General features: G+C 70.9%; 11 protein-coding genes. 10 read left to right on the top strand and 1 reads right to left on the bottom strand.

The window, feature by feature from the left end; translation table 11 throughout:
- Nucleotides 1-50: 50 nt before the first annotated feature.
- Nucleotides 51-1,538 (bottom strand): hypothetical protein, encoded by a 1,488-nt coding sequence (locus AB0P25_RS03040; RefSeq protein WP_363805324.1) that lies wholly within the window; start codon nt 1,536-1,538, stop codon nt 51-53.
- Between the two features lie 233 nt (nt 1,539-1,771).
- On the opposite strand from AB0P25_RS03040, the gene sucC reads away from it, so the two are divergent.
- The 10 genes from sucC to AB0P25_RS02990 all read left to right on the top strand — a co-directional run bounded on the left by sucC (nt 1,772) and on the right by AB0P25_RS02990 (nt 15,347).
- Entirely contained in the window at nt 1,772-2,935 is a 1,164-nt protein-coding gene (gene sucC / locus AB0P25_RS03035) for an ADP-forming succinate--CoA ligase subunit beta (protein WP_363805322.1), read from the top strand.
- Nucleotides 2,936-2,952: 17 nt separating this feature from the next.
- Entirely contained in the window at nt 2,953-3,840 is an 888-nt protein-coding gene (sucD, locus tag AB0P25_RS03030) for a succinate--CoA ligase subunit alpha (protein ID WP_064109731.1), read from the top strand.
- A 128-nt stretch (nt 3,841-3,968) separates the two neighbouring features.
- On the top strand, nt 3,969-5,348 hold the full coding sequence (locus AB0P25_RS03025) for a hypothetical protein (protein WP_363805321.1): 1,380 nt from the start codon (nt 3,969-3,971) through the stop codon (nt 5,346-5,348).
- A gap of 72 nt (nt 5,349-5,420) precedes the next feature.
- The gene (locus AB0P25_RS03020) at nt 5,421-6,701 is read left to right on the top strand and encodes a DUF6350 family protein (protein WP_363805320.1); all 1,281 of its coding nucleotides are present in this window, start codon (nt 5,421-5,423) and stop codon (nt 6,699-6,701) included.
- Between the two features lie 65 nt (nt 6,702-6,766).
- Nucleotides 6,767-7,360: a phosphoribosylglycinamide formyltransferase gene (purN, locus tag AB0P25_RS03015; RefSeq protein ID WP_363805319.1), complete on the top strand. Its 594-nt coding sequence runs from the start codon at nt 6,767-6,769 to the stop codon at nt 7,358-7,360.
- Complete coding sequence (purH, locus tag AB0P25_RS03010) at nt 7,357-8,937, top strand: bifunctional phosphoribosylaminoimidazolecarboxamide formyltransferase/IMP cyclohydrolase (RefSeq protein WP_363805318.1); 1,581 nt, start codon at nt 7,357-7,359, stop codon at nt 8,935-8,937. The genes purN and purH overlap by 4 nt, the downstream gene beginning before the upstream one ends.
- Before the next feature lie 102 nt (nt 8,938-9,039).
- Complete coding sequence (locus tag AB0P25_RS03005; protein ID WP_363805317.1) at nt 9,040-10,095, top strand: Glu/Leu/Phe/Val dehydrogenase dimerization domain-containing protein; 1,056 nt, start codon at nt 9,040-9,042, stop codon at nt 10,093-10,095.
- A gap of 24 nt (nt 10,096-10,119) precedes the next feature.
- Nucleotides 10,120-11,319: a dimethylargininase gene (gene ddaH / locus AB0P25_RS03000; protein WP_363805315.1), complete on the top strand. Its 1,200-nt coding sequence runs from the start codon at nt 10,120-10,122 to the stop codon at nt 11,317-11,319.
- 384 nt (nt 11,320-11,703) lie between these two features.
- Nucleotides 11,704-13,536, top strand: coding sequence for an ABC transporter ATP-binding protein (locus AB0P25_RS02995; protein WP_363805314.1), 1,833 nt, complete (start codon nt 11,704-11,706; stop codon nt 13,534-13,536).
- Entirely contained in the window at nt 13,533-15,347 is a 1,815-nt protein-coding gene (locus AB0P25_RS02990) for an ABC transporter ATP-binding protein (protein ID WP_363805313.1), read from the top strand. The genes AB0P25_RS02995 and AB0P25_RS02990 overlap by 4 nt, the downstream gene beginning before the upstream one ends.
- Nucleotides 15,348-15,428 lie beyond the last annotated feature (81 nt).

The following is a 15,428-nucleotide window of genomic DNA, read 5'->3' as shown; positions in this document are numbered from 1 at the left end:
TCCTGCCGCGGACGCCTGCGAAGCTCCGGAAAGGGTCGGCATGGTGTCGCTCACCGCCGCATCCAGGTCGAGCGGGCACGACGCGGGTGGCGGCGGTCTCGCAGCCGCGCCCTCGTGACCAGCCCGACCCCCGCCAGCGCGCTGCCGGCACTCCAGAGCACCGGGACCGAGACGTCCGATCCGGTCGCCGCCAGCACCTTCGTGGTCGGCTCAGCCACGGATGGCGTCACGGGGACGGCGGCCACCCGGCTGATCTCCTCGGCGACCCCGAAACGCGAGGTCCACGGCTTCACCCGTGCGCCGCCCTCCGACTCGGGTGTCCGCGAGGGGTCGATACGTTCCGTCCAGACGTAGTAGCCCTCGGAGGGGACCGCGCACGGCGGAGTCGTGTACTCGCCGGCGCCATCGACCACGGTCTCGACGGTGCAGACCGTCGGACCGTCGGCCGGAGCCGACTCGGACTCCGCGATCGGCTCCGGGAACGGACCGTGGAGCGTGCTCTCGACCACGGCGGTCACCGGCTCGAATCCGTCGGCGGTCGCACGCACACCCCACGTCGGCAGAAGCCCGTCGCCCTCGTCGACGCTCACGATGAGGCGGTCGGCGACCTCGGCTCCGGGATGCGCCTCGGGCGCGGTCGTGCGCGTCTCGACGCGCGGCTGGAACGGGAGCGGGGACGGCCCGGCGGCGTCGGCGCGGGCGACGGCGGACGCGGTCGACGACCGGGCGATCAGCACCGCCTGCGCATCGACGGCCGGAAGGGCGACGGTGACGCCGTGCCCGTACGGGAGCTCGGGCGTCGTCGCGGTGGCGGTGACGGACACGCTGGCCGCCGTCCCGCTCGGCACGATGGGGACATCGGTGCCCGATGGGATGGTCGCGGTCGTCCCGCCGTCGTCGAAGGCCGCCCCGTCGAGCGTCACCGACACCGGAGATGCGCCGGGGGCGAGGGATTCGGCGCCCGAGAGGCGGTCGACGGTGAGCTCGACCCGGACCCGGCCCGGGCCGGACGCCGCCAGCTCGACCACGGCGGCGGCGCGCACCCCGGTGGACCCGCGGCTCTGCGCCTCGGCCAGCATCTGGTGGGCGCGGGCGTAGACGGCGTCGGTGTCGGCCCCCGCACGTGCAGCGTGCTTCTGCGCCTCCGGCTCGGACATGCCCGCGGCGATCCAGGTCGCGAGCTGTCCGGCGGCCGCGGTCAGCCGGTCGCCGCTGCCGGCCCAGGTGCGTGCGATGTACGCGAAGACCGCGGATTGCTCCGGCGTCCACCATCCCATCCCCTCGGGGTCGGCGTAGCTGTACTGCAGCCCGACGGGCGCGACCTTGCCCGGGTTGAGGCAGAAGCCCTGCGCGCCGTCGTCGAACCGGTAGGCGCCGAGCCACCAGCCGTCCGCGGATAGATAACCGGGCCCGTGCCCGGTGCCCGCGAGGGCCCGCGCGGGCGGCGCCGTCCCGAACAGGCTCTGCAGGACGCCGAGGAAGACGGCGAGGCCGACAAGGCTCACCGCGGTGATCAGGGAGAGAGGTCGTTGGGTCATGCATCCACCGTCGCGGCGGCGACGACGGCATGAACCGCGGATCCGCGAATCCGTGGAGAACGTCCCTCCGAGCCCTCCTGTGCACAGCTCGCGGGTTACGGGGCGCCCAGGCGGACGCGCTAAAGTTCTTCCTGGCGAATTTATCTCGGCGTCGAGCTATTCTCGCGTCGGACCGCCAGGAGCAACCAGCCGGCAGCCACGAGCGCACCGGACAATCAGCGGATTGGATAACCGTGGATCTATACGAGTACCAGGCCAGAGACCTGTTCGAGAAGTACGGGGTCCCGGTCCTTCCGGGCATCGTCGCGGACACCCCGGAGGAGGTGCGCGCAGCGGCCGAGAAGCTGGGCGGCGTGACCGTCGTCAAGGCGCAGGTGAAGGTCGGCGGCCGCGGCAAGGCCGGCGGCGTCAAGGTCGCGAAGAACCCGGATGAGGCGGAGGAGGCCGCGAAGGCCATCCTGGGCCTGGACATCAAGGGTCACGTGGTCCGCCGCGTCATGGTCGCCGGCGGCGCCCGCATCGCCCGCGAGTTCTACTTCTCGGTGCTCCTCGACCGCGCCAACCGCTCGTACCTGTCGCTGACCAGCGTCGAGGGCGGCATGGAGATCGAGCAGCTCGCCGTCGAGAAGCCCGAGGCGCTGGCCCGCATCGAGGTCGACCCGCGGGGCGGCGTCGACCACGCCAAGGCCGTCGAGATCGCGAAGGCCGCCGGCTTCCCCGACGACCTGGTCGAGAAGGTCGCCGACGTCTTCGTGAAGCTCTACGAGGTTTACACCGGCGAGGACGCGACCCTCGTCGAGGTGAACCCGCTGGTCCTCACCGAGGAGGGCGACATCATCGCCCTGGACGGCAAGGTCACCCTCGATGAGAACGCCGACTTCCGCCACCCCGACCACGAGGCGCTGGAGGACAAGGCCGCGGCCGACCCGCTGGAGGCGAAGGCCAAGGCCGCGAACCTCAACTACGTCAAGCTCGACGGCCAGGTGGGCATCATCGGCAACGGCGCGGGACTCGTCATGTCGACGCTCGACGTCGTCTCCTACGCGGGCGAGAAGCACAGCGGCGTCAAGCCCGCGAACTTCCTCGACATCGGCGGCGGCGCGTCCGCCGAGGTCATGGCGGCGGGCCTCGACGTGATCCTCAACGACCCGCAGGTGAAGAGCGTCTTCGTGAACGTCTTCGGCGGCATCACCGCGTGCGACGCGGTCGCGAACGGCATCGTGAACGCCCTGCAGATCCTGGGCGACGAGGCGAACAAGCCGCTCGTCGTGCGACTGGACGGCAACAAGGTCGACGAGGGCCGCCGCATCCTCACCGAGGCGAACCACCCGCTGGTGACCCTCGCGCTCACCATGGACGAGGGCGCCGACAAGGCCGCCGAGCTGGCCGCGAAGTAAGCGAAGGACGAACAACCATGTCTATCTTCCTCAACAAGGACTCCAAGGTCATCGTCCAGGGCATCACCGGCGGCGAGGGCACCAAGCACACCGCGCTGATGCTCAAGGCCGGCACCCAGGTCGTCGGCGGCGTCAACGCCCGCAAGGCCGGCACGACCGTCACCCACGGCGACGTCGAGCTGCCCGTGTTCGGCACCGTCGTGGAGGCCATCGAGAAGACCGGCGCCGATGTGTCGATCATCTTCGTGCCGCCGGCGTTCGCGAAGGACGCGATGGTCGAGGCCATCGACGCCGAGATCCCGCTTCTCGTGGTCATCACCGAGGGCATCCCGGTGCAGGATTCGGCCGAGGCCTGGGCCTATGCCAAGGAGAAGGGCAACAAGACCCGGATCATCGGCCCGAACTGCCCCGGCATCATCACCCCGGGAGAATCGCTCGTCGGCATCACCCCGGCGACGATCACCGGCAAGGGCCCGATCGGCCTGGTCTCGAAGTCCGGCACGCTGACGTACCAGATGATGTACGAGCTCCGCGACCTCGGCTTCTCGACCGCCATCGGCATCGGCGGCGACCCGATCATCGGCACCACGCACATCGACGCGCTCGCCGCGTTCGAGGCCGACCCGGAGACCAAGGCGATCGTCATGATCGGCGAGATCGGCGGCGACGCCGAGGAGCGCGCGGCCGACTTCATCAAGGCCAACGTCACCAAGCCGGTCGTAGGCTACGTCGCCGGTTTCACGGCGCCCGAGGGCAAGACCATGGGCCACGCCGGCGCCATCGTGTCCGGCTCCGCGGGCACCGCGCAGGCCAAGAAGGAGGCCCTGGAGGCCGCGGGCGTCAAGGTCGGCAAGACGCCGTCCGAGACCGCGCAGCTGCTCCGCGAGGTGTACGCCGCGCTCTGACGCGGACGCGCTGCGACGCACGAGGCCGGGATCCCGCGAGGGTCCCGGCCTTCGTCGTCGTCGGCGAGATGCCGTCTGCCCAGGCGCGACCGTCCGGAGGTACAGTTCGCGCACCGGGAGGGGACGCCATGGCTCGTGTGACGAACGCCGAACTGCTGCAGCGCATCGCGGCTCTGGAAGAGGAGAACGCGTCGCTGCGGCTGCAGGCGGGGGCGGATGCCGACACGACTCCGATCCCCGCGCCGCCGGCCGTGAAGCATCGGCGCGGATGGGGCTGGACTCTGCTGGCGACCGTCCTCATCGTCCTGGGGGCCATCCTGGCGCCGCTGGCCGTCGTGGCGTCGTGGGCGAAGGTGCAGCTGACCGACACGGACACGTTCGTCGCCACGTACGCGCCGCTCGCGCACGATCCCGCCGTCCAGGCGTTCGTCACCGATCAGGCCGTCAAGGCGGTCGAGGACAACGTCGACATACCGCAGCTCACCGACCAGGTGATCGACGGCATCACCGGCCTCGGCACCGGGCCCGTCGCGACCAAGGCCCTGGATGCGCTGAAGGCACCTCTCGCGCAAGGCATCGTGTCGCTGCTGCAGTCGACTGTGCAGCGGTTCGTCGCCTCGGACGCCTTCGCCCAGGTCTGGCAGGAGGCGTTGCGCGCGAGCCACAACCAGCTCGAAGCCACGATGACGAACAGCGGGAACTCGGCGGTGACCATCGGCGCGAACGGCTCGATCGGCATCCAGCTCGCTCCGATCATGGACCGCGTGAAACAGCAGCTCGTCGCACAGGGGATCACGTTCGCCTCACGCATCCCGACCATCGACAAGACGATCACGGTCGCGCAGAGCTCGTCCATCCCGACGCTGCAGCTGTTCTACGGACTGGCCGTCGCCGCGGGCGCCTGGTTGCCCTGGGTGGCGATCGGGCTGCTGGCGCTCGGTGTCATCGTCGCGCGCCGGCGTGCGCTCGCGCTGGTGTGGGCGGCCGTCGGGCTGGCTCTGGCGATGGCGCTGACGCTCGGCGCGATCTCCGTCGGGCGGATCCTTTTCCAGGCCTCGGTGTCCCCGTCGCTGGTTCCCTCCGCTCTGGCGCAGAAGCTGTACTCGACGGTGACGGACGCGATGATCGCCTCGGCCGTCGCGGTGCTGGTGCTCGCCATCGCCGTGGCCCTGGTCGGCTGGTACTCCGGTCCGTTCGCGGCGCCGCGCCGGCTGCGCGGGTTCTTCGGCTCGGGAGTGGCCTGGGTGCGCACCTCGGCCGAGTCCCACGGCATCACGACGGGTCGCGTGGGGGAGTGGCTCTACGCGCAGCGGACGTTGCTGCGCACAGCCGTCGCGGTGATCGCGGCCGCCATCGTGCTGTTCGTCCGACCGCTGACGCCGTCGCTGATCATTTGGACGCTGGTGCTCGCGGCGCTCGTCGTCGCCATTCTGGAGCTGCTGCAGCGTCCGGTGATCACGGTCCCGGAGGTGGCGGACGACGACACGCCGGTCGTGACGGTGCCCTGAGCCCGGCGGTCTCCTGAGCGCCGAAGTGTCGCCGGTGCCGCGCGGGCGCGCGCCGGTAGGCTCCGTTCGGTCATGAGTCGCACATCCGTCGCCCTGCTCGCCGCGCTGGAGGCGCTGATCGTGGCCGCCATCGGCCTCGGGATCTGCCTGGTGCCGATCACGATCCTGTGGGCGGCGCAGTACCACCTGGGCGCCGATTTCGCCGTGGTGTGGCGGTCCGCGGCCGACATCTGGCTGGTCGGCCACGGCGTCAACCTGACCGTGGCGCTCGACCCGCAGACCGTGGCGCAGCTGGGGCTGCCCGCCGCAGGCGCGCCGTTCCAGGTGACGATCGCGCTGCTCGGCTTCGCCGCGCTGACGGCCGGGCTCGGCGTCCGGACGGGGATGCGGGCGGCGGAGACCGCGCAGCGGCTGGTGGGCGCGCTGAGTGCGCTGGCGACTTTCGCCGTCATCTCGACCGTGGTCACGCTGTCCTCCGGGTCCGCGGTGGTGCAGCCGTCGGTGTGGCAGGGGATCGTGCTTCCGCCGTTCGTGTACGCGGTCGGCATCGCCGCCGGATTCGGGTTCGCCGCACTGCGCGGTGCGCCGGAGGAGGACGCCCGTCCGGTATCGACGGACGGCGTCGAGGCGCCCGCGCCGGGCTCCGGCGGTGGCGGCACGGCGGTCCTGTCCGTTCTGCGGACGCGCACGGACGTGGTCCCCGAGCGGCTGCGCATCGGAGCGCTGGCCGCGCTCCGGGCCGGCACGGCGGCGACCGCGATCGTGATCGGCGTCGCCGCGTTCATCCTGGCGTTGCTCATCTTCGGGCACTACGGCACGATCATCAGCCTGTACGAGCAGGTGCAGTCCGGGGTCGTGGGCGGTGTGGCGCTCACCATCGGACAGCTCGCGCTGCTGCCGAACGTCGTCGTGTGGATGGCGTCGTGGCTCGTGGGGCCGGGGTTCGCCATCGGCACGGGGTCGTCGGTCAGCCCGCTGGGCACCGATCTCGGCCCGCTGCCGGGGCTGCCGCTGTTCGGCGTCATCCCTCCGGGCGGCTTCGCCTTCGGGCTTGTCGGCGTCGTCGTGCCGCTGCTCGCCGGGTTCCTCGCCGGGGCGCTGCTGCGATCCCGCGTGGACGCGGTGGCCGGTCGCTTCGACGGCATCCAGGATCGTGTTCTCGTCGCGCTCGGGATCGGCGTGGTCGCGGGCATCCAGCTCGGGCTGCTCGCGTGGTGGTCGTCGGGCGCGATCGGACCGGGCCGCCTGCACGATGTCGGCCCGAATCCCTGGCTGGTGGCCGGGCTGGCGGCCGCAGAAGTGGCGGTCGGCGCGGTGATCGGGCTCGTCGCCGGCGCGCGCGTACGGCGCTGAGCCCGGTTCTCCACAGCTGGAGGGACGCGCATCCCGGCCCCGCTGTCCGCCGCTAGGCTTGACGGGTGCTCTCGATTGTCGTCCTGATCTCCGGCGGTGGCTCGAATCTGCGCGCGCTGCTCGAGGCGGCGCAGGACGCCGAGTTCCCCGCGCGGGTCGTCGCCGTCGGGGCCGACCGCGAGGCCGACGGCTTCGAGCACGCCGAGCGCTTCGGCATCCCGACGTTCACGGTGCCGTACACCTCGTATCCGAGCCGGGAGGAGTGGGGCGACGCCCTGCTGGAGCAGATCCGGCTGTGGGAGCCCGACCTCACCATCTTGTCCGGTTTCATGCGCCTCGTGCCGCCGCGCGTCGTCGACGCGCTGTCGCCCGACCTCATCAATACGCACCCCGCGTACCTGCCCGAGTTCCCCGGCGCGCACGCGGTGAGGGATGCGCTCGCCGCGGGCGTGACGCAGACCGGCGCCAGCCTCATCGTCGTCGACAACGGAGTGGACGCTGGCCCCATCATCAGCCAGGAGCGCGTGGAGGTGCTGCCCGGGGACACCGAGGCGGCGCTGCACGAGCGCATCAAACCCGTGGAGCGACGGCTGCTCATCGACGCCGTCCTCGACATCGCCAACGGACACATCGACCTCGAGGAGCTTGCCCGAGCATGAGCGGACCCCGTCACGACGCCAGCCTGTACCGCGAGCGGGATCTCGTCCCGATTCGCCGGGCGCTGATCTCGGTGAGCGACAAGTCGGGGCTGCTCGACCTGGCCGCCGCGCTCGCCGGGGCCGGGGTGGAGCTCGTCTCGACCGGCTCGACCGCGCAGACCATCCGCGACGCCGGTTTCGCGGTGACCGATGTGGCGAACGTCACCGGGTTCCCCGAATCCCTCGACGGCCGAGTCAAGACGCTGCACCCGGCCATCCACTCGGGCCTTCTCGCCGACCTGCGACTCGCCTCGCACGAGGAGCAGCTGAAGGACCTGGGCATCGAGCCGTTCGAGCTCGTCGTCGTCAATCTGTACCCGTTCGTCGAGACCGTGGCCTCGGGCGCGGTCGGTAACGACGTGGTCGAGCAGATCGACATCGGCGGCCCCGCGATGGTGCGCGCGTCGGCGAAGAACCACGCGAACGTGGCCATCGTGGTTTCGCCGTCGGATTACGGAACGGTGATCGAGGCCGTGGGCGCCGGAGGCACCACCTTCGAGCAGCGTCAGGCGCTCGCCGCGAAGGCGTTCGCGCACACCGCGGCGTACGACGGCGCCGTCGCGGCCTGGTTCGCGGGTGAGGCGCCGTCCACGGACGACTTCCCCGAGCGCTGGGAGGCCCGCGCCGAGCTGAAGCAGACGCTCCGCTACGGCGAGAACTCGCACCAGGCGGCCGCGCTTTACGCCGACCCGGCCGGACACGGCATCGCGCAGGCGACGCAGCTCGGCGGCAAGGAGATGTCGTACAACAACTACGTGGATGCGGACGCCGCCCTGCGCAGCGCGTACGACTTCAACCACCCCGCGGTGGCGATCATCAAGCACGCCAACCCGTGCGGCATCGCGATCGCCGACGACATCGCCGAGGCGCACCGCAAGGCGCACGAATGCGACCCGGTGTCGGCGTACGGCGGCGTGATCGCCGCGAACCGGACGGTCACGCTGGCCATGGCGGAGACGGTCAAGGGCATCTTCACCGAGGTGCTGATCGCGCCCGGCTACGAGCCCGAGGCCCTGGAGCTGCTGCAGACCAAGAAGAACCTGCGCATCCTGCAGCTGCCCGAGGACTACGCGCGGGCGCTGACCGAGTTCCGGCAGATCTCCGGCGGGGTCCTCGTGCAGGACACCGACCGGTTCACTGAGTTCACGAGCGAGAGATGGGCCTTGGTCGCGGGGGAGGAGGCGGACGCCGCAACGCGCGCCGACCTCGAGTTCGCGTGGAAGGCGTGCCGCGCGGTCAAGTCGAACGCCATCCTGCTCGCCCACGACGGTGCTTCGGTCGGCGTCGGGATGGGACAGGTCAACCGCGTCGACTCCTGCCATCTCGCGGTGACGCGTGCGGGCGACCGCGCGCGCGGCTCGGTCGCGGCATCGGATGCGTTCTTCCCGTTCGCCGACGGTGCGCAGATCCTGATCGACGCGGGGGTGCGCGCCATCGTGCAGCCGGGCGGCAGCATCCGCGACGAGGAGGTCGTCGAGGCGGCGAAGGCGGCCGGCGTGACGATGTACTTCACCGGCGAGCGGCACTTCTTCCACTGACGCCCGCGCGCCGATTGCGGCGCCCTCGCAGGCAGGGGAGAATGGACGGCGGTCCACAAGACCGCTGAACCTTTTTCACCGCGATCCCACGAGGAGACACCGATGTCCGTCCTGCCCGCAGACCTGCCGCACGAAACACTGCACGTCGTGAAGGGGAGGCGGAGCGGTCTCACGATCAGCATCGCGGTCCACTCCACCGTGCTCGGCCCCGCCCTCGGCGGCTGCCGCGTCTGGACGTACGACTCCTGGCAGGAGGCGGTGGCCGACTCGCTGCGCCTCGCCGAGGGCATGACGATGAAGAACTCCGCGGCCGGTCTCAACCGCGGCGGCGGCAAGGCGGTCGTCTACGTCCCGCGCGGGACCGTCCTCACCCCGACCGAGCGCTACGAGGCGATGCTCGACCTCGGCGACGCCGTCGAGACGCTGGGCGGCATGTACATGACCGCCGAGGATGTGGGCACGAGCGCCGAGGACATGTCCGTCGTCGCCTCCCGCACGGCGCACGTCTGCGGCCTTCCGCCGTCGGAGGGCGGCGTGGGAGAGCCGAGCGACGCGACCGCGGCAGGCGTCTACGCCGGGCTGCTCGCCACGCTGGAGCGCGCGTTCGGCACCCGCTCCGTCGCCGGCCGCCGCGTCACCGTGCTCGGCCTCGGTCACGTCGGCTCGATCATCGCCATGCGACTGGCGGGCGAGGGCGCCGTGCTAACCGTCACGGACGTCAACCCGGCCAAGCGCGCCCTGGCCGACGCGCTCGACGCCACCTGGGTGGAGCCGGAGGAGGCGCACCGCGTCGAGGGCGACCTGTTCGTCCCGGCCGGCGTCGGCGGCGTGCTGACCGACCGCGTCATCGACGAGCTGCGGGTCGCCGCGGTCGTCGGGCCCGCCAACAACCAGCTGGCCGAGCGCTCCGGGGCCGAGCGGCTGGCGGCGCGGGGCATCCTCTGGGCGCCCGACTTCGTCGTGAACGCGGGCGGCGTGATCTTCCTCGACATGATGTCCGAGCCGGGCGTCACCGCCGAGGCGACGCAGGAGCGCGTGGAGCGGATCGGCGACACCGTCGCCGAGATCTTCCGCGCCGCCGAAGAGCACGGCGTCACGACGCTGCAGGCCGCGGAGGAGCTGGCCCTCGGCCGGCTTCTGGAGCCAGCGAACGCATAGCAGCGCTCCGCTAGCCTGGATCCCATGACGTCTTCCTGGGGCCGCAGGCTCGCCGCATCCATCTCCGCCGCTGTCGCCGTCGCCGCGATCGCGTTCGTCGCCTCGACGTTCGTGATCCTGGTGGCCAGCCAGCTCAACTCGTCGGCGCTCGCGAACACGACGCCGTACGTGGGATGGAACGCGCTGGTCGCCCTGGTGCTCGGCTTCGCGGCCGGGCTCCTCGGGGCGTTCGACCGGCGGTGGATCGCGGTGGTGTCGGGCATCGTGGTCGCCCTGGTGAGCACGGTGCTCGGCACCCTGATCCTGTTCACAGTCCTGAAGGTCACCCTCTCGGGCGATGCGTGGGGCCAGCTGTTCGGCTCGTTCATCGGAATCAACCTGCCGTTCTGGCTGTCCGTCGCCATCGCCTTCCCGACCGCGGGCTACGCGGTCTTCCGCACGATCGAGGGCGGGGAGCGGACCGAGCGCCGCATCGCGCTGGTCCGCATCCCGGCCTCCAACCTGGCCGACGGCCTGACCACCCACATCGACCGCGAGCCGGTCGACACCGACCTCGCCGACAAGCAGTGGGACGCCTACGTCGCCGCGCTGTCCGAGGCCGGCTGGCAGACCGTCGAGGTCGCCAGCGCCGACCGCCTCGCGGATTCCGTCTTCGTCGAGGACACCGCCGTCGTCTTCGGCGACACCGCGGTCATCACCCTGCCGGGCGCCGAGTCGCGCCAGGCGGAGCCGGCCGGGACCGAGGCCGCGCTGCGCGCGCAGGGCCTGCGACTCGAGCGCATCGAGGCGCCGGGCACGCTCGAAGGCGGCGATGTGCTCAAGATCGGCTCGACCGTGTACGTCGGCCAGGGCGGCCGCACCAACCCCGAGGGCATCCGCCAGCTGCGCGCCATCGTGACGCCCCTCGGCTACACCGTCGTGGCGGTGCCGGTCACCAAGGCGCTCCACCTCAAGACCGCGGTCACGGCGCTGCCCGACGGCACGGTCATCGGCTACGAGCCGATCGTGGACGAGCCGCGCCTCTTCGAGCGCTTCCTGCCGGTCCCCGAGGCGCACGGCACCGCCGTCGTCGTCCTCTCGGAGGACACCGTGCTCATGTCGTCGTCGGCTCCGCAGTCGGTGGCGCTGGTCGAGAGCCTGGGCTACACGGTCGTCCAGGTGGACATCTCGGAGTTCGAGAAGCTCGAGGGCTGCGTCACCTGCCTGTCGATCCGGATCCGCTGACCGCGGTCACTCCGTGAGGCGCCGCCCGGCTTCCGCCGAGGCGGCGCTTTGCGTGTCCGGGAAGAAAAGTGTTGCGGAATCCTGCAACCTGGCAATATCCTGTAGGGCTGCCTTGTCGCGGCACACAGGACGCATACATCGAGGCTGGGAGGACGCCATGACGACGATCGAGACCGCACGAAAGAACACCGTGCCCGGGTCCGTCGCCGCGCTCGCGGTCACAGCCCGACCGTCCGGGCGGTAGGTCCCGCCCACCACCCGCGCGCTCTTCGCGCGCTGCCGCATCTCACACGAGGTCTGCCACCGTCGGCAGGCCTTCGGCGACTCCTCGACGCGCGTCGCCGCCGACTCCACGTCGGACCACTCACAGAAAACGGAATACCCATGTCTGTCGCCCCGGCACAGAAGAACACCGACACCCAGCGGAAGAGCACCCTGCGCACACTGCTGCGCATCCTGCCGTTCGCCAAGTCCGCCGCACCCCGCATCCTGCTCGGCATGGTGGCCGCGCTGCTCGCCAGCCTGGTCGCGCTGAGCATCCCGCAGGTGCTGCGGTGGCTGGTCGACGGCCCGCTGTCGACCGGCGATCCGGCCGCCGTGTGGCCGGCCGCCCTGCTGGTCGTCGGCCTGGGCGCCGCCGAGGCCGTGTTCATCTCGCTCCGCCGCTGGTTCGTGCTCACCCCGGGCACCCACGTCGAGGCGCGGATGCGCAACGCGCTGTACGAGCAGCTGCAGGACCTGCCGGTCGCCTTCCACGACCGCTGGCCGAGCGGTCAGCTGCTGTCGCGCGCCGTCAGCGACCTGAGCATGATCCGGCGCTGGCTGTCGTTCGGTATCGTGCTGCTCGTCGTCAACGTGGTCACGATCATCGTCGGCTTCGCCATCCTGATCGGCTGGAACTGGGTGCTGGGCACCATCTTCCTGGTGCTCTCGGTGCCGCTGTGGATCTACGGCTTCGTCTTCGAGAAGAAGTACTCAATCGTGGCGCGCCGCAGCCAGGACCAGGCGGGCGACCTCGCGACGGCGGTGGAGGAGTCGGTGCACGGCATCCGCGTCCTCAAGGCGTTCGGTCGCGGCAAGCACGCCCTGAAGAGCTTCGAGTCCCAGGCCGAGCAGCTGCGCGGCACCGAGATCGAGAAGGCCAAGGCGATCGCCGGCATCTGGCTCTGGCTGCTGCTCGTGCCGGACGTCGCGTTCGCCATCTGCCTGGTCGTCGGCGTCTGGCTGTCCTCTCAGGGGCAGCTGTCGGTCGGCGAGCTGGTCGCGTTCTTCGCGACGGCGACCGTGCTGCGGTTCCCGATCGAGTCGATCGGCTTCCTGCTCTCGATGACGTTCGACACGCGCACCGCGGCCGACCGCTTCTTCGAGGTGATGGACGAGGTCAACACGATCACCGACCCCGCCGACCCCAAGAAGATCACCGATCCGCGCGGCGAGCTCGTCTTCGACGACGTGCACTTCCGGTACCAGGACTCGCCCGAGCGCTTCCCGGACCTGCTGGACGGCATCCGGCTGACCGTGCGCCCCGGCGAGACCATGGCGCTGGTCGGTCTGACCGGCTCCGGCAAGTCGACGCTGACCGCCCTCACCACGCGCCTGTACGACGTGACCGGCGGTGCGGTGAAGGTCGACGGTGTGGATGTGCGCGACCTGACCCGCTACGACCTGCGCAAGGCGATCGCCATGGCGTTCGAGGACGCGACGCTGTTCTCGGCATCCGTGCGCGATAACGTCCTGCTCGGCCGCGACGACCTGGACCCCGCCTCGGCCGAGGCGGAGCGGGTGCTGACCGAAGCGCTCGAGGTGGCGCAGGCGGGCTTCGTCTACGACCTGCCCGAGGGCGTCGAGACGAAGGTCGGCGAGGAGGGCCTGAGCCTGTCCGGCGGTCAGCGCCAGCGCCTGGCGCTCGCGCGTGCGGTCGCGGCCAACCCGAGCATCCTGGTGCTCGACGACCCGCTCTCCGCGCTGGACGTCGACACCGAGGCACTGGTGGAGGCCGCCCTCCGCCGGGTGCTCGCCTCCACCACCGCCCTGATCGTCGCGCACCGCCCGTCCACGGTGATGCTCGCCGACCGGGTGGCCCTGCTGGAGGACGGCAAGGTCACCGCGGTGGGTACCCATCACGACCTGCTCGCCAGCAGCGAGCACTACCGGTTCGTCATCTCCAGCCTGGAGGACGACGAGAACGAAGAGATCCTCGAGGAGGTGAACCTGTGAGCACGACGACTGTGCTGGGCGTCGAGGGCGAAGAGCGCAACGACCTCAACAAGGAGGAGAGCCGCCAGGTGCGGCGCCGTTCGCTGCGCCTGCTGGGCTCGCTGCTGCACCCACTGCGGATGCGGCTGGTCCTGACCGCGGTCGTGGTCGTGGTGAGCACCGCGGCCCAGGTCGCGGGCCCCGCGATCATCGCGTACGGCATCGACAACGGCCTGCCCGCGCTGCTCAAGCAGGACTGGTTCCCGCTGGCCGCCGCCGGCATCGCGTACCTGATCACCGGCGTCATCGGCGCCGTGCTGATCGCCTGGTACACGGTGCTCAGCGCGCGGATCAGCCAGGCCATCCTGATCGACCTGCGCAAGCGGGTGTTCCTGCACACCCAGAAGCTCTCGCTGGAGTTCCACGAGTCCTACACGTCCGGCCGGATCATCTCGCGCCAGACGAGCGACCTCGACTCCATCCGCGAGCTGCTGGACTCGGGCATCAACCAGCTCGTGCAGGGTGTGCTGTACATGCTGTTCATCGCGATCGCACTGTTCGCGCTCGACTGGCAGAGCGGCGTCGTGCTGGTGGGCTCCCTCGTGCCGCTGTACCTGCTCACGCGCTGGTTCCAGAAGCGCTCGCAGGTGCTGTTCCGCATCTCGCGGGTGGCGTCGGCGAAGCTCATCGTGCACTTCGTGGAGACCATGACCGGCATCCGCGCGGTCAAGGCGTTCCGCAAGGAGAAGCGCAACGAGAAGGAGTTCGGCGGCCTGGTCGAGGACTACCGGGACGTCAACGCGCGCGTCATCCAGTTGTTCGGGATCTTCGACCCCGGCCTCGTGATGATCGGCAACGTGGCGGTCGGCGTCGTGCTGCTCGTCGGCGGCTTCCGGGTCGCCGACGGCCAGCTCGCCATCGGCGTGCTGCTGGCGGTGCTGCTGTACACGCGCCGGTTCTTCGACCCGATCGAGGAGATGGCGATGTTCTACAACTCCTACCAGTCGGCCGCGGCCGCGCTCGAGAAGATCTCGGGCGTCCTGGAGGAGGAGCCGAGCGTCCCGGATCCCGTGAAGCCGGTCGACCTGTGGTCGTCGCAGGGCCACGTCCGGTTCGACGACGTCACCTTCGCCTACAAGAAGGACCGCGTCATCCTGCCGGAGTTCACGCTCGACATCCCGGCCGGGCAGACCGTCGCGCTGGTGGGCTCGACGGGTGCGGGCAAGTCGACGCTGGCGAAGCTGATCTCGCGGTTCTACGACCCGAGCGAGGGCTCCGTGACGCTCGACGGCGTGGACCTGCGCGACCTGCACCCGAAGGACCTCCGCCGGGCGATCGTCATGGTCACGCAGGAGGCGTACCTGTTCAGCGGCTCGGTCGCCGACAACATCGCGCTCGGCAGGCCGGACGCGACGCGGGACGAGATCGTGCACGCGGCCCGGGCGGTCGGCGCCCACGAGTTCATCGAGGGCCTGCCGAACGGCTACGACACCGACGTGAACAAGCGCGGCGGCCGGGTGTCCGCGGGTCAGCGGCAGCTGATCTCGTTCGCCCGCGCGTTCCTCGCCGACCCGGCGGTGCTCATCCTGGACGAGGCCACCAGCTCGCTCGACATCCCGAGCGAGCGCCTGGTGCAGGAGGCGCTGCAGACGCTGCTCGCCGACCGCACGGCCGTGATCATCGCGCACCGCCTGTCCACGGTCGCGATCGCCGACCGGGTGCTGGTGATGGAGCACGGACGCGTCGTCGAGGACGGCACGCCCGACGACCTGATCGCGGGCACCGGGCGCTTCGCCCAGCTGCACGCGGCCTGGCGCGACTCGCTCGTGTAGCGGGCGGCGGCGACGGTCTCGCGGGGACCACGGGAAGCCTTCTCGTGGTCCCCGCGGCCGTCTCCGGCCAGGAGCCGGCGG

It is taken from the genome of Leifsonia sp. NPDC077715 (genome assembly GCF_040686855.1).
Lineage (GTDB): Bacteria > Actinomycetota > Actinomycetes > Actinomycetales > Microbacteriaceae > Leifsonia.
Note: the sequence above shows the minus strand (reverse complement) of the source record. Positions and strands in the feature narration are given on the sequence as shown.

Coding starts and splice junctions, on each gene's coding strand:
- AB0P25_RS03020 (WP_363805320.1), top strand. CDS start 5,421: ATGAGTCGCACATCCGTCGCCCTGCTCGCCGCGCTGGAGGCGCTGATC.
- AB0P25_RS03005 (WP_363805317.1), top strand. CDS start 9,040: ATGTCCGTCCTGCCCGCAGACCTGCCGCACGAAACACTGCACGTCGTG.
- purH (WP_363805318.1), top strand. CDS start 7,357: ATGAGCGGACCCCGTCACGACGCCAGCCTGTACCGCGAGCGGGATCTC.
- AB0P25_RS03025 (WP_363805321.1), top strand. CDS start 3,969: ATGGCTCGTGTGACGAACGCCGAACTGCTGCAGCGCATCGCGGCTCTG.
- ddaH (WP_363805315.1), top strand. CDS start 10,120: ATGACGTCTTCCTGGGGCCGCAGGCTCGCCGCATCCATCTCCGCCGCT.
- AB0P25_RS03040 (WP_363805324.1), bottom strand. CDS start 1,538: ATGACCCAACGACCTCTCTCCCTGATCACCGCGGTGAGCCTTGTCGGC.
- AB0P25_RS02995 (WP_363805314.1), top strand. CDS start 11,704: ATGTCTGTCGCCCCGGCACAGAAGAACACCGACACCCAGCGGAAGAGC.
- sucD (WP_064109731.1), top strand. CDS start 2,953: ATGTCTATCTTCCTCAACAAGGACTCCAAGGTCATCGTCCAGGGCATC.